Annotated in this window: 19 protein-coding genes; 9 read left to right on the top strand and 10 right to left on the bottom strand. The window is 68.4% G+C overall.

Going from position 1 to position 23,805, the window contains the following annotated elements:
• Positions 1 to 340 precede the first annotated feature (340 nt).
• Both NX02_RS07815 and NX02_RS07810 read left to right on the top strand, forming a co-directional pair.
• The gene (locus tag NX02_RS07815; RefSeq protein ID WP_025291634.1) at positions 341 to 1,000 is read left to right on the top strand and encodes a response regulator; all 660 of its coding nucleotides are present in this window, start codon (positions 341 to 343) and stop codon (positions 998 to 1,000) included.
• Positions 997 to 2,364 (top strand): sensor histidine kinase, encoded by a 1,368-nt coding sequence (locus NX02_RS07810; protein WP_158013955.1) that lies wholly within the window; start codon positions 997 to 999, stop codon positions 2,362 to 2,364. The genes NX02_RS07815 and NX02_RS07810 overlap by 4 nt, the downstream gene beginning before the upstream one ends.
• Positions 2,365 to 2,531: 167 nt before the next feature.
• Here NX02_RS07810 and NX02_RS07805 read toward each other — a convergent pair whose 3' ends face one another.
• Positions 2,532 to 3,440, bottom strand: coding sequence for an SDR family oxidoreductase (locus NX02_RS07805; RefSeq protein ID WP_211258302.1), 909 nt, complete (start codon positions 3,438 to 3,440; stop codon positions 2,532 to 2,534).
• Between the two features lie 32 nt (positions 3,441 to 3,472).
• On the bottom strand, positions 3,473 to 4,441 hold the full coding sequence (locus tag NX02_RS07800) for an SDR family NAD(P)-dependent oxidoreductase (protein ID WP_025291631.1): 969 nt from the start codon (positions 4,439 to 4,441) through the stop codon (positions 3,473 to 3,475).
• A gap of 133 nt (positions 4,442 to 4,574) precedes the next feature.
• Here NX02_RS07800 and NX02_RS07795 point away from each other — a divergent pair, with 133 nt between their 5' ends.
• Positions 4,575 to 5,153: a TetR/AcrR family transcriptional regulator gene (locus NX02_RS07795; RefSeq protein ID WP_025291630.1), complete on the top strand. Its 579-nt coding sequence runs from the start codon at positions 4,575 to 4,577 to the stop codon at positions 5,151 to 5,153.
• A gap of 12 nt (positions 5,154 to 5,165) precedes the next feature.
• On the opposite strand, the gene NX02_RS07790 is transcribed toward NX02_RS07795, so the two are convergent.
• Positions 5,166 to 5,930, bottom strand: a complete 765-nt coding sequence (locus tag NX02_RS07790) for an energy transducer TonB (protein ID WP_025291629.1) — start codon at positions 5,928 to 5,930, stop codon at positions 5,166 to 5,168.
• Between the two features lie 11 nt (positions 5,931 to 5,941).
• Entirely contained in the window at positions 5,942 to 8,056 is a 2,115-nt protein-coding gene (locus NX02_RS07785; protein ID WP_025291628.1) for a TonB-dependent receptor domain-containing protein, read from the bottom strand.
• Between the two features lie 131 nt (positions 8,057 to 8,187).
• On the opposite strand from NX02_RS07785, the gene NX02_RS07780 reads away from it, so the two are divergent.
• The 3 genes from NX02_RS07780 (at position 8,188) to cobO (ending at position 10,193) form a co-directional block, all read left to right on the top strand.
• Positions 8,188 to 8,976 carry a DUF4198 domain-containing protein gene (locus tag NX02_RS07780; protein ID WP_025291627.1) on the top strand — a complete coding sequence of 263 codons (789 nt, stop codon included), beginning with the start codon at positions 8,188 to 8,190 and terminating at the stop codon, positions 8,974 to 8,976.
• A 14-nt stretch (positions 8,977 to 8,990) separates the two neighbouring features.
• Positions 8,991 to 9,494 (top strand): EF-hand domain-containing protein, encoded by a 504-nt coding sequence (locus NX02_RS07775; protein WP_025291626.1) that lies wholly within the window; start codon positions 8,991 to 8,993, stop codon positions 9,492 to 9,494.
• Between the two features lie 87 nt (positions 9,495 to 9,581).
• Positions 9,582 to 10,193, top strand: coding sequence for a cob(I)yrinic acid a,c-diamide adenosyltransferase (gene cobO / locus NX02_RS07770; protein ID WP_025291625.1), 612 nt, complete (start codon positions 9,582 to 9,584; stop codon positions 10,191 to 10,193).
• A 49-nt stretch (positions 10,194 to 10,242) separates the two neighbouring features.
• Here the strand turns inward: cobO and NX02_RS07765 are convergent, their stop codons facing one another.
• From NX02_RS07765 to NX02_RS07755, 3 genes are all read right to left on the bottom strand, one after another.
• Positions 10,243 to 11,499 carry an aminotransferase class V-fold PLP-dependent enzyme gene (locus NX02_RS07765; protein WP_025291624.1) on the bottom strand — a complete coding sequence of 419 codons (1,257 nt, stop codon included), beginning with the start codon at positions 11,497 to 11,499 and terminating at the stop codon, positions 10,243 to 10,245.
• Positions 11,499 to 13,877, bottom strand: a complete 2,379-nt coding sequence (locus tag NX02_RS07760) for a TonB-dependent receptor plug domain-containing protein (protein ID WP_025291623.1) — start codon at positions 13,875 to 13,877, stop codon at positions 11,499 to 11,501. Before NX02_RS07760 ends, NX02_RS07765 begins: the two co-directional genes overlap by 1 nt.
• A 359-nt stretch (positions 13,878 to 14,236) precedes the next feature.
• Positions 14,237 to 15,151 carry a dioxygenase family protein gene (locus tag NX02_RS07755; RefSeq protein ID WP_025291622.1) on the bottom strand — a complete coding sequence of 305 codons (915 nt, stop codon included), beginning with the start codon at positions 15,149 to 15,151 and terminating at the stop codon, positions 14,237 to 14,239.
• Between the two features lie 180 nt (positions 15,152 to 15,331).
• Between NX02_RS07755 and NX02_RS07750 the strand changes: the two genes are divergently transcribed.
• Both NX02_RS07750 and NX02_RS07745 read left to right on the top strand, forming a co-directional pair.
• The gene (locus NX02_RS07750) at positions 15,332 to 15,745 is read left to right on the top strand and encodes a DUF350 domain-containing protein (RefSeq protein ID WP_025291621.1); all 414 of its coding nucleotides are present in this window, start codon (positions 15,332 to 15,334) and stop codon (positions 15,743 to 15,745) included.
• A 4-nt stretch (positions 15,746 to 15,749) separates the two neighbouring features.
• Positions 15,750 to 16,574, top strand: coding sequence for a S1 family peptidase (locus NX02_RS07745; RefSeq protein ID WP_039996476.1), 825 nt, complete (start codon positions 15,750 to 15,752; stop codon positions 16,572 to 16,574).
• A gap of 34 nt (positions 16,575 to 16,608) precedes the next feature.
• Here NX02_RS07745 and NX02_RS07740 read toward each other — a convergent pair whose 3' ends face one another.
• The 3 genes from NX02_RS07740 to NX02_RS07730 all read right to left on the bottom strand — a co-directional run bounded on the left by NX02_RS07740 (position 16,609) and on the right by NX02_RS07730 (position 23,474).
• Entirely contained in the window at positions 16,609 to 17,094 is a 486-nt protein-coding gene (locus NX02_RS07740; RefSeq protein ID WP_245648798.1) for a CHAP domain-containing protein, read from the bottom strand.
• Positions 17,095 to 17,298: 204 nt separating this feature from the next.
• The gene (locus NX02_RS07735; RefSeq protein WP_025291619.1) at positions 17,299 to 21,480 is read right to left on the bottom strand and encodes a translocation/assembly module TamB domain-containing protein; all 4,182 of its coding nucleotides are present in this window, start codon (positions 21,478 to 21,480) and stop codon (positions 17,299 to 17,301) included.
• Positions 21,477 to 23,474, bottom strand: coding sequence for an autotransporter assembly complex protein TamA (locus NX02_RS07730; protein ID WP_025291618.1), 1,998 nt, complete (start codon positions 23,472 to 23,474; stop codon positions 21,477 to 21,479). Before NX02_RS07730 ends, NX02_RS07735 begins: the two co-directional genes overlap by 4 nt.
• Positions 23,475 to 23,618: 144 nt before the next feature.
• Between NX02_RS07730 and NX02_RS07725 the strand changes: the two genes are divergently transcribed.
• A complete protein-coding gene (locus NX02_RS07725; protein ID WP_025291617.1) occupies positions 23,619 to 23,798 on the top strand; it encodes a hypothetical protein in 180 nt (59 codons plus the stop codon).
• The last annotated feature ends 7 nt before the right edge of the window (positions 23,799 to 23,805 follow it).

Below are 23,805 nucleotides of genomic sequence, written 5' to 3'. Positions count from 1 at the left end.
GACGATGCGCTGGCGCGCGACCGGCTGTCCGCAACGCGCCCGACATTTGGCTTCGAAGGAAATCGTGCGCACGCCGGCGAAGTCGGCCCGTGCCGATCCAGCGGCGGCGTGCGCACCCGATCCCGGCATCCTCTGCCGTCGCTTTCCGGCGCCCCCCGGCCACCGGATCGCGGATCGCAGCCAAGGCTTAATCCGGTTGCGGCACGCGCCTGTAAGCACCGCGTTCCTACAGGACCGTAGGGACGAAACCTACACATGGTGAACGCCCTATGCTGTAGATGGCAGCGCCGCATGTTCGCCATTCCTTGCTGGCGGCAACTGGGGCATCATCGATCTTTCCATGGCAGCCGAGCGCGTCCGCATCCTCATCGTCGACGACCATCCGGTCGTGCTGTTCGGCCTGCACCTCCAGTTCGACGCGCATGACGAGATGGAGGTCGTTGGCGAGGCGCGCGACGTGCAGGGCGCCTATCGAGCGGCGGAAGCGCTCAGGCCCGACGTCATCATCCTCGATCTCGTGCTCGGCGGCCGCGACGGCATCGAGATGATCGCGGAGCTCGTCCGGTTGCATCCGATGGCGCGGATCATCGTCTATTCCAGTCAGGACGAACGTCATTTCGCGCGCCGGGTGCTGCGCGCCGGCGCACGCGGCTATGTCGCCAAGGGGGAGCATCTCTCGATCGTCGCCGATGCGGTCACCGCGGTCGTCGCCGGCGACCTGTTCGTCAGCGCCGCCGTGCAGCAGATGCTGGTCGCCGACTTCGCGCGCGGCGTCGCGCTCGGCCGTTCGCGCTATGAGGAGCTTTCCGATCGCGAGGTGCAGGTGCTGCGGATGATCGGCATCGGCCTTTCCTCGCAGGAGATCGCCAACGACCTCAGCCTTTCGGTGAAGACGGTGGGCACCTATCGCGACCGGATCAAGATCAAGCTCGGTCTCGATCGCGCGCGGGCGCTGGAAGAGGCGGCGCGCGAATTCGTCCAGTCCGGGGGCGCGGGGTGATCAGCCCCCGGGCGACGGCGCGGCGGGCGGTGGCCGGGCTGCGCGAACTGATCCGTTCGACGCGGAGCGTGGAAGACGAGGCCGCGATCCGCATCGATTATACGCGGGTGGAGATCGTCGGCATCCTCGGCCTGATCGACGCCGCCTTCGAGTTCGTGTTCGCCTTCCTCCGCCCCAGCGATGCGCTGAAAATCCTGTCGGCAGTGGCCGCTTTGGTGATGATCGGCTTCATCATCGCCGCTCGCATCGCGCAGCGGCAGCCGCGCGCCGCGGACACCAGCGCCACATTGCCCACTGCGTTCATCATCTCGGCGATGCTGCTGTCGATCAGTGCCGGCTATCTGATCTCCAGGACCGGCGCGATGCCTTACGGCTATTCGATGGTGGTGCTGGCGTTCGCGGCGATCTTCATGATGCCGCCGCGGCCGTTCGCGGCGATCATCCTGGGAACCTGCCTGATCCATTCGCTGCTCGCCGCGATCTCGTTCGAACACACGGTGCTCCACCGGGTCATGGCGATCTTCAACACCGTGCTGGCGTGCACGATGGCGATCATCGTCCGGGTCGCGCTCTACCAATTGCGCCAGCGCGATCGCCATCAGCGGGAGATCATCGCCGACCAGAACGCTGCGCTGGAACTGGCCAATGCCGATCTGGCCACGCACATCCACGAACTCAACGAGTTGATGGCGGTCGCCGCGCACGACCTGCGCAGCCCGCTGTTCGGGCTGCGCAACCTGCTGCAGCTCGCCGCGGACCGCAGCGGTGCCGACGCCGCCTTCTACCGCCGCGTGCTCGACGAGGGCAGCGGCAGCGTCACCGCGATGCTGGCACTGATCGCGCGCATCCTCGAGGCGCACGAACTGGAGACGATGGCCGAGCTTGACCTGGCGATCGACGACATCCGGACGGTGGCGATCGCCGCGCGCCACCGCAACGCGGCGCTTGCCGCCGCCGCGGGAGTGACGATCGAGATCGACCAGCCCTTCTCCCCGCTGCTCGCCGCGTTCGAACCCTATGCGATGGAGCGCGCGATCGACAATCTCGTCTCGAACGCGATCCGCTTCTCGCCCGAGGGCGCCGCGGTGACGTTGCGCTGCCGCCGTGCGAACGGCCGCGCGCAGATCGCCGTGATCGACCAGGGCACCGGCGTCCCGCCCGAAGAGCGCGAGGACCTGTTCGGCAAGTTCAAACGCGGCTCGCGCCAGCCGCTGCATGGTGAGCGGGGATCGGGGCTGGGGCTCTACATCGCCCGCGCGCTGGTGACCGCGATGGGTGGAGACATCGTGTACGAACCCGGTGCCGAAAGCGGATCGATCTTCATGCTGCGCCTGCCGCTTCCGCGGTTGGACAAGGCGATTTGAGGGGGCTGAATTATCCCCTCCTCTTCAGGGGAGAGGGGCCAGGGGTGGGGTAGCGCGGCAGGGGCTCAATGCCCCTGGCGGCGCTGTTTTCCGGTGTTGCCGGAAGCTCGCTCCGCTCGCCCCCACCCCAACCCCTCCCCTGAAGGGGAGGGGAAAAAAGCCTCCCTTCACGCGCGCTGCAGCGCCGGTGCCGGCGCCACCTTACGGTGGCGCTCGAACCACGCCGCGTCACCCTCCGCGCGCTCTTCCGCATCTGTCCCAAGCGCAACATCGCGCTGCGCTTCGAGGCAGATCAGCCGTTCGGCGTAGCGTGCGCGCATCACGCGATAGGCGTCGCTGCCCAGCGCCAGCCGCAGCGGGGCCGGTTCCTGCTCGACGCTGGCGATCATCGCCTCCACCATCTTCACCGGATCGCCGGCAGGCGGATGGGCGGTGTCGGCGATCAGATGGTTGACCATGCGCGACGGCGAGGCATCATAGGCCGCCGACATCGGCGCCACCTGCGCGCTGCGGCGGCTGAAGTCGGTGCGCGCGCCGCCCGGCTGCACGATCGTGCAGCCGATGCCGAACACGCCGACCTCCTGCGCTACCGCCTCGACAAAGCCTTCGATGCCCCATTTGGTCGCATGGTAGAGCGCACCGCCGGCGAACGCCGCCTGCCCCGCCATGCTCGAAAGCTGCAGGATGCGGCCGCCGCCCTGCGCGCGCAGATGGGGCAGCGCCGCGCGGATCAGCATGATCGATCCCAGCAGGTTGGTATCGATCTGGTGCCGGATCATCGCGTCGCTCACTTCCTCGGCGGCGCCCATCAGCCCGTAGCCGGCATTGCTGACGACCACGTCGATGCGGCCCAGCGCCGCCCAGGCGCGATCGACGGTGCCGGCGATCGCATCGGTTTCCGCAACGTCCAGCACATCCAGCCACAGCCGGCTGCCATAAGCCGCGGCCAGATCGGCCACCGCCGCACGATCGCGCACCGTGCCGGCAACGCGATCGCCACGGCCGAGGAGGCGCTCGGCCATGATGCGGCCGAAGCCGCTGCCGATACCCGTGATCAGCCAGGTTCTCGTCATCATCCGTTCCTCCGATTGCGGGGTGGCCGGTGCGCTCAGAAGCGCTCGCCGACCATCGCCTCGCTCTTTTCCCACAAGGCCCGGGCATTGGCCGGATCGAGCGCGTAGGAGCGCACCCCTTCCGCCACCGGGTTGATCAGCCCGTCGGTCACCGCCGACACATGGCAATTTTCGCAATATTTGCCGCCGACCTCGTCCGCCGACGCGACGAAGCCCGCCCAGACCGAGGTGGCAGCGCCCTGCGGCACCGTTTTCCAGTCGAAGGGCGGCTTGCCCTCTGCCGCGAGTTCGGCGTTGATCTGCGCGATCATGACCTCGAACCGGTCATCGCTGACATGACGGCCGAGCTCGGTGTGGATGCCGCCGGGATGCAGCGCAGTGGCGCGGACGCCGCGGTCGCGGTGGCGGCGATCGAACTCGACGGCGAACAGGATGTTGGCGGTCTTCGACCGGCCATAGGCCATCCAGGGATCATATTCCGTCCGCTCGAAGCCGGGATCGTCAAGGTCGACATCGGCATAGCGATGGCCCGACGAAGCGACATTCACCAGCCGGCCGCCCGGCGCGATCAGCCCGGCGATGCGGTTGACGAAGACGAAGTGACCAAGGTGATTTGTGCCGAACTGCGTCTCGAAACCGTCGGCGGTGTGGCCGAACGGCGCCGCCATCACGCCGGCATTGGCGATCACCACGTCGAACGGGCGGCCATCCGCCACCAGCGCATCCGCCGCCGCGCGCACGCTGGCAAGCGAGGCGAGGTCGAGTTCGATCAGTTCGAGGCTGCCGCCGCGGGCGGCATCTTCACGCACCACCGCAGTCGCCCGCCCGGCCTTCGCCAGATCACGCGCCGCCCCGACCACCGCAGCGCCATGCGCCGCCAGCGCACGCGCGGTCTCGACGCCGAGGCCGGCGGAAACGCCCGTCACCAACACGCGCTTGCCCGACAGATCGATACCGGCGAGCACGTCATCAGTCGTCGACGTCGCTCCGAACACAATGGACATCATCAATCTCCTTACCCGATCGCCCGCCCCTTTCCGCCTCTGACGACTTGTCTGCCGAAGCTGGAAGGTATAAATAGGAGGACGCCTCCGCTTATATACGGAGGTTCCCTCCGTTTAGCAAGGGCGAATTGTCGTGGCCGTCGAGACCGAAGTGCAGAGCAGCCGAAAGCCGCGAGCCGATGCATTGCGCAACCGCGCGCAGCTTCTGGAAGCAGCCAAGGCGGCCTTTGCGGAAAAAGGCGCGGCGGCGAGCCTGGAAGAGATTGCGCGCGGCGCAGGCGTCGGCATCGGCACGCTCTACCGCCACTTCCCGACCCGCGACGCGCTGATCGCCGACGTCTATCGCAACGAGACCGATCAGATCGTCGCCGCCGCCACGCGCTTTGCCGAGACGCTGCCGCCCGTAGAGGCGCTGCGCGAATGGCTGCTGCTGTTCGTCGATTTCATGTCGACCAAATATGGCATGATGGACGCGCTCAATTCGATCGCGGGCGGCGCATCCGATCTGTTCGCCGCGTCGAGCGCGCATGTGAAGGAAGCAACCGGAAGGCTTGTCGAGCGCGGTACCGCGAGCGGCGAGCTGCGCGTCGACATGGATCCGCTGACCTTGCTGTGGGCGCTGGGCGGCGTCGCCAAGATGAGCTCGAGCGATGGCTGGCAGGCGGAGGCACGACGGCTGGTCGATGTGCTGATCGCCGGCGTCCGGACCTGACCGGCCCGGGTTTCAATCGCGAAGGCGGAAATCGATCGCGACGTTGAAGGTGATGCGTTCCCCCGGCACTTCGGCTGGCGCCGCCGGATAGGGTGAAGCACGGCGCAGCATCGCCGCCCCTTCGGTATCGAGCGTTGCCTGCCCCGACGTGCCGGTCAGCGCGCCTTCGATCAGCCTGCCGCTGCGATCGAGCACGAAGCGCACGCCGACGCTGCCCTCCAGCCGCCGCATCCGCGCGTAACGCGGATAGACCTGGTGCGCGAGCAGCCAGGATCGCACGCGGGCGGCATAGGCCCGGCTGTTTCCCGGTGGCGCGTCGACATCCATCCCGTCGCGCACCCCCTCGCGCTGCGATGCCGCCGCATCGCGCCGTCGAACCGCAGGTGCGGGAGCGGCAGGCGCAGCCGGCGCCTGTGCACGTGCGGGGGAAGGCGCTGCGGCGACAGGCGGCGGCAGCGCGACCACAACCGGCACCGCGCGCGCCGGCATCGGCACGATCGGCAGCGGTGCCTGGGTCGGTACCGGCGGCGGCGGCGGCGGCGGCGGCTCGACCGGCGGGGTCGCTTCGACGGGAGGCTGCGGCATCGCCTCGGCGGGCGCATCCGCATCCGCCGTCTCGCTGCCCTTGAGAGCCGCGAGATCGAGAACGGTCAGCGCACGCTCGCGATGCGGCTTCCGCACGGTCGAGGCGAGCCCGATGGTGATCAGGCCGGCGAAGGTCGCCGCCGTCATCGCCAGCGAGAGCGCCGCCGCGACCGTGCGGGAAGCGGGTTGCATCGTGCGGGTCGTCAGAAGCCGGCGGCGACGGTGAAACGGAAGGTGCGCCCTTGCGCCGGCAGCGACGAGAGGTGCCGTTCGAAATACTTGTCGAACAGGTTCTCCGCGCCGATGCGGAACTCGAAGCCTCTGGCGGCGCCGCGCTGCGGCTTGAACGCGAAGAACAGGTCGTGGACCGAATAGCCCGGCGTGGCGAGCGCGGCGGTCGTCACCTTGTCCTGCTTCTCGGCAAACTCGCCACGCCAGCCGCCCGAAAGCCCGCTGACCGGATCGGCATAACCCAGCGTCAGATTATACTGGTTGGCGGGGATCGTGTTCAGATAAAGGTCGTTCAGCCGATCCTTGCCGTCGATGATCGCCAGGCTGCCGCGCGCGAAGAAGCCGCGCAGGCCATATTCGGCCTCCACCTCGATGCCCTCGAAACGCGATTCGCCGACATTGATGAAATAGGGCGAGGTCGCGGTGCCGCGGGTGATGAGATCCTTCACATTGTTGCGGAAGGCGGTGGTCTTCAGCCGGAAGCGATCGCGGGGAGAGGCGATGCCGTCGAACGACAGGGTGAAGCCAAGCTCGTAATTGTCCGACTTCTCGGGTTTCAGATCGAGCGCCACATTGGCCGCGGTGGCGCTGGTGCGGCTGTAAAGCTCGTCGAGCACGGGCATGCGCACGGTGTGCGCGATCGAGCCGAACACCGAAACCCAGTCGGTCAGCGCGTAGATCGCCGCCAGCTTGGGCGAGACACCATTGTTGTGCACCGCGCGCGCGCCGGGGATCACCGTCTCCACCCCGTTCACGATCGCGTTGCCCGGTTTCATGTCGGTCCAGTCGATGCGCGCGCCGGGGATGATCGTCAGCTTGTCCGACCACATCAGTTCGGCCTGCGCGTAGAGGCCGTACTTCGTCATGTCGCCTTCGGGGTGGGTCGCGGCACCCGGCGCGATCACGCCGGTGGTCGCGCTCTTGCGAGGGTTGCGGCGCTTCTGCTCGCTCCACTGGCCGCCGAGGATGAAGACGAGGTTCCAGTCGCCGCCCAGTTCGAGGTTGGACGTGTTCTGCAACCGCGCCTGCTTGGTCTCATAGGAGAATTCGGAATAGTCGAGCGCACCGAGGAACGCGGTCTCGGTCTGGTGGATGACCGAGTCTGCATAGGAGACCTGCGCCTCGACGTTGAAGAGCTTGCTGCCGCCGAAATCATTGACGTAGCCGAGCACGCCCGTCTTGTCGTGGACGCGGCGGCGCACCGGCAGCACCGCGAGCGCCCCGGCCTGATCGTAGATCTGTGCGCTGTCGCTGATCCAGTCCTGATACGATGCCCAGATCGCATGCTTGCGGTTGCCGCCGATCGAGACGCGCGCCTTGACCAGCCAGCTGTCAGACAGCGCGTTGGACGGGTTCACCTCGTCGCCATGGCCGTCCTCATAATTTTCCGAACGGCGATAATTATAGCTGCCGAGCAGTTCGACGCCCGCGACCGGCTCGGTCGCGACGATGCCCGACAACAGATGGCCCTCGGCATTGGTTTCGGTGCTGCCCTTCAGCCGCACCGCGATGCGATCGCCGTCCGACAGGAAATCCGACGCATCCTTGGTGGTGAAGTTGACCACGCCCGCGAGCACACCGGCGCCGTATAGCGTCGACGACGCTGGGCCGCGCAGGACCTCGACGCGCTTGTAGAGTTCGGGCTCGCTGAAGAACGCGCCCATACGGTATTGCTCGAAGAATTTGGTGACGCCATCGACCGTCATCAGGATGCGGCTGTCGGAATCGGCAAGGCCGGTGCCGAGGCCGCGGATGTTGAACCCCTGACCCAGCGCGCTGACGCCGCCCTGCACGCTGACGCCGGGAATTCCCTCCAGCAGTTCGCCGATCGTCGTTGCCTGGGTCCGGTCGATATCCTCCTGGTCCAGCGCGGTCACCGCCTGTGGGGTATCGATCGCGACCTTGTCGGCGCCCGCCGAGACCACGAGGCGATCGAGCGTCAGGATGGTTTCGGCGCCATCGGCCTCCTCGTCCTTCTTCGCCTGCGCGTCGGCCGCCGGTTGCGGCGCGCCGCTCGCCTGCGCCAGCGCCACCCCCGGCACGAACAGCAGCGCAACGCCGCACAGCAGACCCGTCGTCTTTTTCATTCGATCCCCCGGAATTCGCAATGTCGATTGTCGCGGCGAACCGCGTGAAAGCGGACATACCGAATGAAAATGATATTGCAAGTGAGTCTCAACAGCTATAGCTGCCACCCATCAATCACGGGGGACCAACGATGCGATTTCGTTCCTGGGCGGCTGTCGGCACCGCGGCGGCGCTGCTGATCGGCGCCGGTGCGCAGGCACACATGCCCTATCTGCTGCCGACCGCGTTCGACGTGGGCCGCGCCGACCATGTCACCTTGCAATCCTCGTTCGGCGAGGATGCGTTCGTGCCCGAAGTCGCGATGCGCGACGCGCCCTTCCATCTGGTCGGGCCGGATGGCCGCAAGGGCAGCGTCGGCCCCGCCACCTATCTGCGCGACCTTTCGATCTTCGAGGCGGACCTCAAGACAGAGGGCACCTATCGTCTGACCACCGGCCAGCGGCTCGGCCGCAAGGGCAAGATGTTCGAAGCGAACGGGCAGTGGCTGATGCGCGGCGAGGACGGCAATCCGCCCGTCGGCGCGCGCGAGGTGGACGTGCAGAGCACCACGCGCGCCGAAGCCTTCGTCACCCGCGGCCAGGCGACGCGTGGCGCGCTCAAGCCTGTCGGCACCGCGCTTGAGATCGAGCCGATCACCCATCCGGCCGAGATCGCCAGCGGCACCGATGCCCGCTTCCGCCTGCTGTTCGACGGCAAGCCGCTCGCCGGCACCCGCATCACAATGTTCCGCGCGGCGGGCAATTATGACGGGCAGAAGGTCGCCGCGCAGATCGACAGCGGTGCCGACGGCAGCTTCGCACTGCGGCCCAGGGATGCCGGCCTCTATCTGATCCTCGTCCGCCATCGGACGACGGCACCAGCGGGCAGCGAGACGCCCTATCGCAGCTACACCTACACCCTCGCCTTCGACGCCGCCTGAACGGAGATCAGCCCATGACCCTGCGCATCATCCTCGCCACCGGCCTGCTCGCCGCCGGTGCCGCCGCAACGCCCGCCTTCGCCCAGCACGCCGGCAACGCCTTCGTCGCCGCCTATGATGCCGACAAGAACGGTAGCCTGACCCGCACCGAATATGATGCCGGCCGCGATGCACGCTTCAAGGCGACCGACGCCGATGGCGACGGCACGATCACCGAAGCGGAATATGTCGCCGAATATTCGGACCGGCTCGAACGCGAACTCGCCAGCTTCGATCGCGGCGAGGAGAAGAAGGCCGAGGCGCGCCAGCGCCAGATCCGCCAGACGCGCGTGCGCTTCGGCGTCATCGACACCAGCAAGGACGGCAAGATCGACCGCGCCGAATATGACGCGATCGCCGAACGCAGCTTCGCCGAACAGGATGCCGACAAGGACGGCACGATCACTGCGGCCGACGTGGCCGCCACCGCGGCCCGCCGCACTGCGCAACGCGAGCAGCGCGAGAAGAGCGAACAATAAGCCGAAGTGCAGCCGGCGCGGCACGCTGCCGTGCCGGCTTGCGCGCCCTCCCCGCCGAACCTAATCGGGCTCGGGAGGACCAAGAGCGTGACCACCGAAACCGACGACCGCGAGACCCGGCACAAAGCCCGCGCGGTGAAGCACAAGCAAGTGGTCGATGCGCGCATCGCCGCGGCGCAGATCGACAAGGGGCTGCTGCTGGTCCTCACCGGCAACGGCAAGGGCAAGTCTTCCAGCGCCTTCGGCATGGTCGCGCGCACGTTGGGCCATGGCCGCAAGGCGGCGGTGTTCCAGTTCATCAAGGGCGCGATGGACGTGGGCGAGCATGCCTTCTTCGCCAACCACCCGGATGTCATCTGGGAGAAATGCGGCGAAGGCTTCACCTGGGAAACCCAGAACCGCGAACGCGACATCGCCTCCGCCCGCGCCGGCTGGGACAAGGCCCGCGCCGCACTCGCCGATCCTGCCATCCACCTCGTCGTCCTCGATGAGTTGACCTATCTGATCCGCTACCGCTATCTCGCACTCGACGAGATCCTCCCGCCGATCCTCGCCCGCCCGGCGATGCAGCACGTCGTCATCACCGGTCGCGCCGCCGACGATGCGCTGATCGCGGCGGCGGATACGGTGAGCGTGATCAAGGACGAAAAACATGCCTTTCGCGCCGGCGTGCGCGCGCAGAACGGGATAGATCTGTAAGCCATTGTCCTCCCCGACGCTGCGCGTCGGGGAGGGAAAACCAGCCGCCCTACGCCACTTCCGCCTTCAACACCGCCGCCAGCCGGTCCACTTCCGCCATCGTCGTGAACAGCGCCGGCGTCACCCGCACGCAAGCGCCCTTCGCCACGCCATCGCGCGCGACGGTGAAGATGCGGTGGCGATCGAGCAATCGCTTGGCCAGCGCGCCATTGGCTTCGTCACTCGTCTGCCCGGTGAGGCGGAACGCGGTGATGCCGCCGTGCAGCGCCGGATCGTCGGGCGTCAGCACCTCGATCCCGGGGACATCCCGCACCTGGCCCACCCAGCGATCGCGCAGCGCGCGCAACCGCGCCGCGCGGCGCTCGGCACCGATCGCCTGCTGGAACGCCAGCGCCGCCGGCACGCTGAGGATCGCAGCGAAATCGCTCGTGCCGGTGTGGATGCGCGCCATCACCGTGTCGCGGTCGCCCTCGAGGTTCGCCGGATCATAATCGATGCGGCCGAGCGCCGCCTTGCGGATGTGGATCGCGCCGACGCCCAGCGGCGCGCCCAGCCATTTGTGGCAGTTCAGGCCGACGAAATCGCAATCGAGATCGGCCAGCGATGTCTCGATCTGGCACCAGCTGTGCGCCGCGTCGACGATCGCATCGATCCCCCGCGCCCGCGCCAGCGCGGCGATTTCGCGCACCGGCAGCACCAGCCCGGTGCGGTGGCTGAGATGGGTCAGCAACACCAGCCGCAACCGCGGATTGGCGTCGAATGCCTGCGTGTAAGCGGCGATCAACGACTCGCGCGACGCCGGCTCGGGCAATGCGATGCGGACGACCCGGGCGCCGTGCCGCTTCGCGAGGCTTTCCATGCAGGCCTGCATGCTGTCATAATCGAGATCGGCGTAAAGCACCGCATCGCCGCGTTCGATGCGGTTATAGCCGAGGATCAGCGCCTTGAGCGCCTCGGTGGCGTTGCGGGTGAAGGCGATCTCGTCGGCCGGCACACGCAGTTCCGCCGCCAGCGCCGCGCGCGCCGCCATCCAGTCCGCGCCGAAACCGCGCCGCGTGTAATAGCTCGTGTCGCGATTGACCCGCGCGAGATGCGCCTCATAGGCGGCGAGCACCGGCCGCGCCATCATCCCCCAATTGCCGTTCTCGAGCTGGATGACGTCACGGGTCACGTCATATTGGGCGGCGAGGCCGCGCCAATAGGCGTCGTCATCGGCGGAGGCGCCAGCCGTCGCGGCACCGGCCGGCAGCGCGAGCGCCGCGGCACCCGCCAGCACGGTACGGCGATCGACGACGGGCGGCGCCATCAGAAATTCACGCCCAGGCGGACATAATATTGGCCCCCATCGGTGTCATAGGGCGCGTTGCGCGAATAGATCAGGCCGCGCACCGCCTGGTTGGTCGCTTCGTCGGGATAGGTATCGAACACGTTCTCGGCCCCCACGCGGATCGTGAAATGATCGTCGAAGCGGTAGGAGGCCGCAACGTCGAACAGCGCGATGCCGCCGAAATCCTGGAACAGTTCGCCCGTGGCATTGCCCGACACGTCGGTCCACGACCCGTAATAGCGGCCACGCACGAGCAGCGAGAGGCCGCCGATGTCATAGCCGAGCGTCGCGGTGCCATTGTGCTGCGGCAGTCGATCCTCGAACACCCGCCGCTGCGTCTCGTTGGGGATCGCAGCGGTGGTGCCGCTGCGCACCTCGGTCTGGTTGTAGTTGTAGGCGATGCTGGCGTTCACCCGGCCGCCGGCCAGCGGATGGGTATAGCTCAGCACCGCATCGATCCCGCGCGTGCGCGTATCGAAATCATTGGTGAAATAGCTGATCGAGGTGAAACGCTGCGGGTTGGGCACGCTTGCCGGCACCGCGAAGGTGCGCGACTGGCTGAACCGGTCATCGACGTCGATCTGGTAGAGATCGATGCTGCCGCTGAAGCCGATGCCGGTCTGGAAGGTCAGCCCGGCAGTGGCGCTGGTCGATTCCTCGGGGGTCAGCGGCTTGGCGCCGAACGCGATGGCAAGCGGATCGCTGGGCGACAGCCGGCCCTGGTTGAAGATGGTCAATGTGGTGGTATCGAGGCCCTGCGTCGTCTGGCGCGTGTTGAGCTGCGCCGGCGTCGGCGCGCGGAAACCGGTGGAATAGGTACCGCGCACCGCGATGCCCCGCACCGGCTCCAGCCGCGCCGAAAGCTTGTAGTTGAAGGTGTCGCCGAACGCCGAGAAATCCTCGTACCGGCCCGCGGCGCCGAGCGTCAGGATCGTCACCGGCTGCCACTCGACGTCGACATAGCCGGCATAGCTGGTCTGTGCGAAGGTGCCGGCGATATCCGGGCTGAACCCCGGAAAGCCGTTGGAATTGGGGGCAAGCCCAGTCGCCGCGCCCGGCCCGATCGCGTAGGATGCCGGATCGCCCTCCGACACCTGATAGGTCTCGCGCCGGCGCTCGCCACCGAAGGCGATGTTGATCGGCTCGGCCGTGCCGACCGGCAGGCGGTAGACGAAATCGGCGTTGAGGTTGAACTCGCGCTGTTCCAGTTCGCCGATATAGAAGCTGGTCGGGCTGTCCGGCCCCAGCGAGGCATTGAGGCTCTCGCTCATTTCATAGGCGATGCGGCTGCGGCCGAACGACCCGCTCAGATCGTAGCTGAAATTCTCGCCGATATCGCCGCGCACCCCGCCATTGGCCTGCAGGTCGCTGAAGCGGGTGCCGAAGCGCGGGGTGAAACCGACCGGATACAGCGTGTTGAACGAGAAGCCCGGAAAGGCGCTGCTCGGGTTGTAGACGCTGCCGGTGCCGACCGGGTTGCGCCAGTTGAAGTCCGTCACACCCTCGCCCGACTGGGTGGTGCCGAACGCGTAGAGCGTCGCGCCCTCCGCCAGTTCGTAGCGCGCGTCGATGGCGCCGCGGATCCGCTCCTCATCGGGCTGGCCCCAGCGCTGGACGGGGTTGGGCACGACGAGATTGGGGTTGGCATCCTGAAAGGCGATCGCGTCCGGCCGCTGGCGGGTGCGCGAGGTCGCATCGCTATGGTCGTACTGCGCGGTGAAGACGATGCTGCCGCGGTCCCCCAGCGGCACGCCGCCGCGCGCGCCGCCGCGATACTCTTCGCCGTCGCCCTCGTAATATTGCGAGAATTGCGCGAACGCTTCCATCCCCGGCTGGTCTTCGAGAATGATGTTGATCACGCCCGCGATCGCATCCGAACCATATTGCGCGGACGCGCCGTCGCGCAGCACCTCGATGCGCTTGATCGCCAGGGTCGGAATGCTGGCGAGGTCGGGCGCCTGCGCGCCGCGCGTGCCGAGCAGCGCAGAACGGTGATAGCGCTTGCCGTTGACCAGTACGAGCGTCTGGTCGGACGAGAGGCCGCGCAGCGTTGCCGGCCGGACGAAGGCCTGGCCGTCGGCGGCGGGCAGCCGCTGGACGTTGAACGAGGGGAGAAGCTGCGCGAGATTGTCGGTGAGATCGCCCGAGACGCTCGACTTGACGATCGCCGCAGGCAACACATCGACCGGCGCGATCGTCTCGAACTGCGTGCGCGACCGCTCACGGGTGCCGGTGACGACGATCGCGTCGCCGGCATCGGCAGCATCGGGCGCCGGCGCCTGTTCGACGGTCTGCGCCATGACAGGCGCGCAAGCGAAAGTCAGCGCGACGAGCGCGCCGGCGGTGGTGAATTTCATGGTTTCCCCTGCGGTCGTTGCTACCGGCTGGAACCGCCGGGTTTCGCGCGGGGGCTAGGGTCGCTGTCTTACAGGAGCGTGACGGAATGGCGATGGTTTGAGGAAAGCGCGGCGCAAAGCCTTCTTGTCCGCGCAGGGAGATCGCTTGGGCAAGCGCGGTCGCAATCGGCGCTTTTCGGCCGCGGCGAACCCCGCCGTCCTCGATTCACGCCGGCGCATTGCTCGGTCAGGCACAGGCGCCAGCCCATGGCGAATCAGCAACTGACAGCCCGCACGCCACCAATTCGCGGACTGGAAAAGCCGCGTTCCACTGTAACATGTGTCACTTTCGCCCCGCTTAGCGCGACAATGCGCAGGATCTACGTCGCCACGCCTACCGTCGCTGTCGCGGTATAGCCCGCCGCGACGCTGCCGCTCATCGTCAAGGTCATCGCGCTGATCTGCGCGCTGCTGTTGTCGCCGAACACATTGTCGCTGGCGATCGAGGCCGCGGCGAACCGGCTGGCGCTGCTCGTATAGCCGGTCGCGGTCGCATAGACGGTGGTGCACGCCGCCGACGGCATCGCGAATTGCGAGATCAGCCGCGCGTAACGGCCGCCGGTCGCGTTGGCGAGGCTGGTGAAGAGTTCGAAATGGATGTGCGGGAAGCGCCCCGCATAGCAGCCGGGGAAGATCGTGGTGAAGGTCACCTGCCCGTTGGCGTCGGTCACCTGGATGCCGCGCAGCCAGGATTCTGCCGGCAGGTCGTAGAGCGAATAATTGCCGTCGCGGTCGCAGTGCCACAGATAGAGCGCGTAGCCGCCGAGCGGGGTGCAGCCGTTGTTCGCATCGACGACGGTGATCGTCAGCGTGACGGGGACGCCGGCGGCGGTCGCCGTCGACGACAGGAAGCTGGAGCGGATGTCGCTGCGCACCGCGCCGCTCAGCGTCAGCACGTTCGAAGTCGCGCCGCTCGAGGTGTTGGTGCCGTCCGCCGGATAGGGGCCGTTGGTCTCGGTCGCATAGGCGGTGCAGGTGCCCGATGGCGTGGGTGTCGAGGTTGGTGTCGGGGTTGGTGTGGGCGTCGGCGTCGGGGTGGGCGTGACGACCACCGTACCGTCCGCCTCCGTGCTCCCGTCGCCGCCACAACCGACCAGCGCGAAGCTGCCGGCACTGGCGAACAGGCCGAGCGCGCGGCGGCGATCGATGCGGCGGCGCTCGATCGTGGCAAGGTCGAAGGCGAGGCCGCGATCGTGCGGCTCGACGGCAATGGGGGGCTGGCTGCGAATGCTCATTCGGCTCTGGTTCCTTCTGGCATGGAACCACGGCATCGCCGCCCGCGCTTGCCACCATATTTCGGGATGTTGCGGCAATATGTCCGTCGGCCCACCGCTGCAACGCGTCGCGACACTGCGCGTTTGCCAGCCCGACGCGCCGGCGGCATGGAGCCTACGGATGCGTCACAAGGGGGATTGATGGAACCGATCGTCAACAGCCTGCTCAACGGCCTGCCCGTACTGCTGGTCCAGCTTGCCGCGGCGCTCGCCGTGTTCGTCGCGGCGCTGGCCATCTATATGTGGACGACACCGCATGACGAGATGGCGTTGATCCGCGCGGGCAATCGCGCGGCGGCGATCTCGCTGGGCGGCGCCGCGGTGGGGCTGGCGATGCCGATGGCCGCCTCGCTCCACGCGTCGGTCAACCTGATCGACATCATCATCTGGGGTGTCGCGATCCTGATCGTTCAGGTCGCCGCCTTCCGCGCCACCGACCTGTTCCTGCGCGAATTGCCCAAGCGGATCGAACGTGACGAGATCGGCCCGGCGCTGTTCCTGGCGTCGATCAAGCTCGCAGTCGGCCTGTTCGCCGCCGCGGCGTTCGCCGGCTGAACCCATGGCACGATCTTCGCCGCGCGGCGGCTGCGGCTGCCTGCCGCTGGTGCTGCTCACCATCTTCGTCGCGCTCTACACGCAGTTCCAGGGCGGTACCGGCGGCCAGCGCCGGATCGAACGCAGCGTGATCGATGGCGGCAATCCCCGCCGCCCGCCAGCGGACGGCGACCTTCCCGAATATGTGATCGACCAGACCGGCCGCGTGCAGGACAGCTTCGGGACCGGGTTCGCGGTCGATCGCCGCGGCCGCTGGCTGACCGCCCAGCATGTCGTCGACGGCTGCGACCGCCTGGGCCTCGCGCTCGGCCCCGGACAGGCCGAACAGAGCTTCCGCGTCGTCGAGAGCGCCAGCGCCGACGCGGCGTTGATCGAGGACGGCCTGCCCGCTCCCGAAGCGCTGCCGCTCGCGTCGCGCGTGCCGCCGGTGGGATCGGTCGGCTATCATATGGGCTTCCCCGGCGGTCGGCCCGCGGTCGTCGAGAGCCGCCTGATCGGCTCGGCAAACGCGCTGCGCGGCGAAGGCGGGCGCGCCGAACCGACGCTCGCCTGGGCGGAAGAAGCGCGCTTCCCCGAATTCGATACGACGCTGTCGGGCATCAGCGGCGGCCCGACGCTCGATGCGGATGGCCGCGTCGTCGGGGTCAATTCAGCCGGAAGCGACCGGCGGGGCCGCGTGTTGACCACGCGCCCCGATGCGCTGAGGATGCTGGCCGGAAGCGCTGGCGGGGCTGCGCGCCCGATCGCGGGTCCCGGTGATGCGATCCAGCGCTTCGAACGCTGGCTGGCGAACGGGACGATCCGGCAGATCTATTGCGACGTCGATTGAGATTGGCCGGAGTGCCGTGCGCGCCCGCCGTCGATCAGCGGCGAAGCGCCGTCATCGCCGCGCCGGCATCAGCGAGGATGACCGGCGCGGGGGCCGGGCTGATGTCGATCGCGGGCAGCGCGGGCGCACCGGGCACGGCATAGATGAAGCCGAAGGTGGGGTAGCTGGTGAGGCCCAGGCCCTGCTGCGAGGCGTACCACACCTTCACCTTGCTCCAGTCACCGGCTTCCGAGACGTCGACCGCCTCGACATCGGTCTCCACGCCGCCGCGGCGCGACCAGTTGGCGTGGGTGAGCTTCACGTGGCGGGCGTCGACGATCTGGCTGACCATCGCGACATGGCCGATGCGCATCTTGCCGTGCGGGCGAAACACCAGGACCGAACCGATTTCCGGTTCATGGCCGCGATCGTAGCGGCCCGCTGCCTGGTCCCACCAGGTGCCGGCATTGCCGAAGATCTGGATACCGGAAACTTCACGGGCGAACGGAGCGCACTGCCAGAAGCGTGCCTGCGCAGGCATCGCGATCGCCAGAGCGCAGAAAGCCGCCGCCGCAAACGCAGCGCGTACAGTCCGGACCATGAAGAAACCCCCGTTCGACCCTTTGTCGAGGCTATGTCTGGCGGCAGGTTCGGCCTCTGGATAGGGGGCCGGTGCTGCATTGCGGCGAATGGTTGAGCGGGTGAGATGAATCGATCGCCCGTGTGGAACCGATCACAGCCGGGCTCAATAATCCTTCGAGACGCGGACGTTGACGCTCTGCCGGCCGATCGTCGAGATGCTCGACAGCAGCGACAGCCAGCGCGTCACCTGAAACTCCACCCGCGTCGCGGAATAGCCCTGTCCGTCGGTAATCACCTCCACGAAGGTCCGCCGCGTCAAATATTTGCCCGCCGCCACCGATGTGCCCTGCCCCGTCGTCACGTCGGCGGGCAGGATGCGCAGCCGATCGAGCCCCACCGCCTGCCGCACCGCGTTGATCGGGTTCAGCCCCGTGCCGCCGCCCTGCAGCGAGGCGACCGCCGCGGCAAGTTGCAGCGCCTCGGGCGCCGAAAGATTGGTGATGGAGGTGCCGAACAGCAGGCGTGAAAGCAGTTCGTCCTCCGGCAGCGCCGGCGTGCTGGTGAAGGCGATATCCGGTTTCTGCCCGGTGCCCGAGACCCGGATCGACGCATTCAGCCCCTGGATGTCGGCGATCGCGACGATGTCCAGCACCGGGTCGGCGGGCACGCTGCCGGTGAAGCGGATCGAACCGCGCTCGAGGTCGAAGCGGCGCCCCGAAAATTCATAGCCGCCCTCGACCAGGTCGGCGCGCCCGCCGATCGCCGGCGCCGTCGCTTCGCCCTTGATGTCGAGGTCGGCGCGCCATTCGCTGTCCAGCCCGAGCCCCGTCACCATCAGCCGGTTGCGCGCGGTGGCATGGACATCGAGGTTCCAGGGCGCCGGCGGCGCCGCACGCTCGATCTCCTCGCCCGCACGATTGAGTTCCGTCACCTTGAGACGCGGCACCGCTTCGGCGGCGACGGCACGCCCCAGCCGGAAGCGGCCGCGATCGATCGCAACATTGCCGCTGACCGTGCCGCCGGCGCCATCGGAGAGGATGCGCAGCGGCCCGGTGATGGTCGCGCCGATATCGTCGCGATTGAGCAGCACTGCATGGTTCGCCTGCAGGTCGAGCGCGATGCCGAGGCCATTGGCCGCTGCGAAATCGAACGCGCCGGTGCCCGTCACGGTCCCGCCCTGCCCTGCCACGCCGGTGAAGCGATCCAGCACCAATTGCGAGCCGTTGAAGCGCCCCGTCGCCTGGATGTTGCTGACGACCGTGCCGGTGACCGGACTTTCCAGCCGCGCCCCCGTCGTCCGCACCGATCCGTCGATGCGCGGATTGTCGAACGTACCGTGCACGTCGGCAGCGACCGCGACCGGGCCGGACAGGTCGAAGCTCTCGACACCGGTCAGCCGCCACAGCGTGTCGGCGGCGCCGTCATAGCGGAGCTGTGCGAACAGCGGCGCGCTCGAAAGGCGGGTGAAGAGATCGCCGCTTCCCGGCAGCGGTGCCAGCCGCGCCTGCGCGCGCCCGATCGTGCGCCCGCCGCTCGCCGCGACTGCGCGGACGCCGGCCGAACCGCCGGTCAGCACCGCCGCCACGCCCACGTCGATCGGCCGTGACGACAGCACCAGCCCGGACCGGTTGAGCCCGCGGATCGTGAGGTCCGCCCGCCCCGATGGCTGCCCGCCCTCCGCCTGGCGGTAACTGAGCGAACCGGAAGCATAGCCGCCGAGCCCGAGGCCGGGATAGCCGATGTCCAGCACCGTCATCGGCATGCGGGTAAGCTTCGCCTCCACCTCGGTGCGCGTCGCGCCGAACAGGCCGGAAAGCGTCGCATCGCCGCCCGAGAAGGCCAGCGCCGCCTCCGCCACCCGCCAGCCGCCATCTTCCGGGGTCAGCACCGCTGGGCGCTTGAGCGCGATCGGCCGGCGATCGACGGTCCCCTGCCCGCTGAGTTCGATCCGATCGGGGGAGACGCGCGCGCTGGTCTGGATGTCGAACGCGCGACCCCGCGATCCGGCGAAGGCGGCGGTCACGGTGCCGCTGCCACCCTTGAGGTCGGCGGTGCCTGCGAACCGCGCGAGGCTGACGCCGCCGCGCCGCAGCCCGCGCGCGGTCGCGCTGCCCTTGATCGAGATGCCGTCCGGATCGAGCAGGAACACAATATTCGCATTGCCGCGGCGGATGCTGATCGCCGGCGGCCCCGCGAAGCGCGCATCCTCGACGCGCAACTGCATCTCGATGCGCTGCAGTTCGCGCTCGACCCCGAACAGCAACGGTCCGGATACGCCACCGCCCGTCAGGTCGATGCGGCCGGTGAAGCCGCCCGGATCGGAGCGGATGTCGCCGCGCCCATGCGTGCCCGACACGGTGACGTCGGCGACGCGGATCACCGCGGGCTCGCCGCTGGGCAGCAGGATCTGGCCATTGCTGGTGAACGGCCCCAGCGTCGATCCGCCGGCGGCGCGATAGTCGAACCCCTGCGCGGTCGGATCGAGCAACAGCCGCACGTCCGCCAGGCCGAGCGCGTCGAGCGGTTTGGGCAGGAAGATATCCAGCTTGGGGCGTTCGATCCGCCCGTCGAGCGTCAGTTTGACCGGGCCATATCTGGCCTGCTCGCCGCCGCCCTCGAAGAAGAAGCTGCCATCGACGCGACGATAGCCGTTGCCCGTCAGGCGCAGTTCCGGTGCGGTGAGCTTCAACCCCTTGAAGTGCAGCACGCGATCGGGCCCACGCTCCAACCGCGTATCGAGATAGGGCAGCCCGCCGGCAAGCGAGCGAAGAAACATATTGTCGAAGCGCCGCACCCATGCCTGTCCGCGCCCGACGACCATCGTGCCGCGCCCGCCCGGCCCGGGAACGACCTTCAGCTCGGTCTTGACGTCGACCACGCCCAGCCCGGGGATCAGATAAGAGGTAAGCCCGCCCGCCAGCCCGACATCGTAGCGGCCGGTGATAAGGTCGACGAACAGCGAAAGCTTGCCGTTCAGCTTGTCCGAACGGACGCGCAGCCCATCCCCGGTCAACGCCTTGGCGGTCAGCTTGAGCAGACCCTCGACGCGCAGATTGGCAAGGATGCCGCCCGCCACGTCGCCGACGCCGGTCACGCGCCGGGCGCTGAGCTTGATGGGCACCGCGATCGGCGCCGGCGAAAGCCGGCCGCGGCCTTCGGCGCGCACCGTCTCGAAGCCGGTGTTGTCGAATGCCAGCCGCGGCGCCGTGAGCAGATAATCGAACCGCGCGGTCGCGAACGGGCCGTCGAGGCGCAGGCGGCCGCGCACGTCGCGCCCGGTCATGTTCGGGAAAAGGGCGGACGGCCGCAGCAGGCGGATATCGATCCGCAGATCGTCATAGGCGCCGGCGCCGAGATCGACGCGCCCTTCGGTCTCCACCACCACCGCCTGCGACCGCAGCGCGAGGCGCCCGTCGAGCCGCCGCGCGGCCAGCGTCGCCATACCATCGACGAGGATGCGCGGTGCCGACAGCCGCATCAGCTTGCCCTGACTGACGCGTGACGGATAGAGGCTGCCGGACAGGCTATATGCGCCCTCGCGCACGCCCAGCGACAGGTCGATGACGCGCATCGCCGACATATCGACCAGCGCACGCCCCTGCCAAGCCGTCCAGCGCCCGTCGCCGACGATCCGCGCCGCGACCGTTCGGTCGGTCCCGAGCAGCTTGCCGAAGACGCCGCCCGCCTCCGCCGCCAGCCGCGCATCGAGGTCGAAGCGGTCACGATCCGGCTCGGCGTCGAGCACGAGGTTGAGCCGGTCACCGCGGCCGATGGTGGCGTTGAGACGCACCATCGCGCGGCCGCTGCGGACGTCCGCCGTGCCGGCCAGCCGCCCGGTTCGCGCCGGCCCGGCGACGCCGGCGGCGATGCGAAGCCGGTCGACGCGCAACGCGCCGATGCGGATGTCGAAGCCGGGCAGGATGGGCCCCGCGCGCCCGGTGCGGCGGAGCTCCGGCAGCTTGTGCAGCGTCGCCTGCGCCATCGTCAGGCTGCGGATCTCGAGCCGGTTGGCGAGCCATTTGGTCGGCCGCCAGTCGAGCCGCGCCTCCGGCGTGCTGAACACGACGCCCTTGGGATCGAGGATCTTCACCTCGCGCAGCGTCGCGCGGCGATAGATCGATCCGTCGATCCGGCCGACGCGAAAGCGCAGGCCGGTGGGCGTCTCGATGCGCGCGATGCCGTCGATGATCAGCCGATGCCCCGGGCCGGTATCGATCAGCCACAGCGATATGGCGACGAAACCGACGAGGATCAGCAGCAGCCGCCACAGCCAGCCGAACAGCCCGCGCCGGCTGCGCTGCGCCGGTGCCGGATCGGGCGGTGGCAGCAGGTCCTCCCCGCTCAAAAGGCCTGCCCCAGCGAAACATAGACCGCGATGCGCGGATCACCCGACCGGCGGTTGAGCGGCGTGCCGACATCGACGCGGATCGGTCCGAAACTGGTATAGTAGCGCGCGCCGATACCGGCGCCGTAGCGCAGGTCGTTCGCCCTCGGCAGCGGCGAGGTATAGATGTTGCCCGCATCGACGAAGGGGACGATGCCGAAATCGCCGACGCGCACCCGCGCCTCCAGCGAGAATTCGGTGAGGCTGCGGCCGCCGATCGGATCGCCGTTGGGATCGACCGGGCCGATATCCTGATAGCCATAGCCGCGCACCGAACCGCCGCCGCCGGCATAGAAGCGCCGCGACGGCGCGATCCGGTCCCGCCCCGCGCCCAGGATGGTGCCCAGCCGGACCCGCCCGGCGACCACCACCCGCTCGCTGACGGGCTGATACGCGCTGGCATCGATCTGCGCGCGCGCATAGCCGAACACGCCCGACTGCAACGACAATTCGGGCGACAACCGGCCTGACAGGCGGAAGCCGCGCTGCGGGTTCAACAGATCGTCGGTGCCGTCATAGGCGAGCATGCCCGGCAGCGCGCCGATCAGGAAGGTGCGCCGGCGCGGCGCCGCCTCCTGCCCCACCGTGTCGCGCTCGTCGGACGCGAGCAGTTCGACGCCCGCCGACCATGTCCAGGTCTTCTGCCAGATGATGTTGGTCTGCCGCTCGATGCCCGCCCCGACGCTGAAGGTGCGCGCGTCATAGGCATCGCGGTTGATGTTGGCGAGGCTCGCCTGTGCGGTCAGCACCTGGTCGCGCGCGCGGAAATTGCTGCGCCGCAGGCTGGCGCCGATCAACTGTTCCTGCGTGCCGGCGACGCCGCGGAAGGTGACCGCACCTTCGGGGCGGATGAGGTTGCGGTGCTGCCAGCTCAATTCCGCGCGGATGCCCTGCCCCGTGCCATAGCCGGCCTCGGCGGCGACGGTTCGCGGTGGCGCGGGTTCGACTGCAACGGCGATGTCCACGACATCCTCGCCGGTCGGCACGGCCTCGATCCTGACCGACGATACCAGCCCGGTTGCGATCAGGGCGCGCCGCAGATCCTCGATCATCCGCGCGTCATAGGGCTGACCGGTCTCGAACCGCGCGATCCGCATCACATGACGCGGCCCGAAGATGCGGCGATCGGCCATGCGGATCGTTCCGAACCGTTTCGCCTCGCCGGGTTCCACGTCCATCTTGAGCCGCGCGGTGCGCGTTTCGTGATCGACGATCAATTCCGGTTCGGAAACCTGGGCGAAGGGGAAGCCATCGGCGCCGATCCGCGCGCGCAACGCATCCTCGCCCTTCACGATATCGTCTGCATCCGCCGGTGCGCCGGGCTTAACGCCGAAGGCGTCGCGCAAACCTTCACTCTTCTCTCCGGCCGCATCCAGCCCCGGCAGGTCGACCGTCTGCAGCGTGTAGACGTCCCCGGGCCTGACATCGAGCGTGACGATGATCTGCTGACGCGCCGCGTCTGCGGCGACGACGGGCTCGACGCTCGCGCTATAATAGCCGTCGGCGCGCAGCAATTGCGCCATCAGCTCCGCATCCTCGCGCGCGCGCCGGTCGATCTGCGCGACGTTCGCGGGCTTGTTCTCTCCGGCCTTCAGCGTCGAAAGCGCATCGAAGCGCTGCCGCAACCGCATGACATCATCGGGCGCGAGATCGTCCAGCCCTTCCACGGCCAGGCTATAGCGTTGCTCGGCAGCGATTTCGGTCGCCTGCTGCGCGCGCTCCGGCACGGGCGCGCCGGCAGTCTGGCCATCGTCGCGCGACAGATCGGGCCAATCGACGCCGATATCGGGCATCTCGTCGAGCGGCGACGATGGATCGAGCGTGCCGGTGCCGGCCGAGGGCGATTGGGCAGCCGGCGTTTGCTCCTGCGCGCGCGCCATCGACGCAAGCGAAGCCGCCAAGATCAGAAAGGCCGCCGCAGCATTTCCCTTGCCCGCGGATGGGACGCGACACATTTCCGTCGCTTAGCCGCTCGTTGCGAGCACCGCCAGCGGCCTTCGCTCCCGCCGGCCACCAAGTCGCCGATCGTCGGCGGGCCGTGCCGCCGCCACGATCGAAAACCCGTTCGCTTGGCGCGGAGCATCGTCTATGCGCTGGCAATGATCAATTCACGCCCCCCCGAACCGCGCGGCGCCGGTGCCGCGATCGCGCTGCTCACCATTTCCGGCGCGGTCCTGGGCGCTGTGCTCGGCCAGCCCTCGGCGGGGCTGCTGGGCGGCATCTGCCTCGGCGTGCTGGTTGCCGTGGCGCTGTGGCTGGGCGACCGGCGGCGGCGTTGAGCGGGGC

This window comes from Sphingomonas sanxanigenens DSM 19645 = NX02, from assembly GCF_000512205.2.
Taxonomy (GTDB): domain Bacteria; phylum Pseudomonadota; class Alphaproteobacteria; order Sphingomonadales; family Sphingomonadaceae; genus Sphingomonas_D; species Sphingomonas_D sanxanigenens.
Note: the sequence above shows the minus strand (reverse complement) of the source record. Positions and strands in the feature narration are given on the sequence as shown.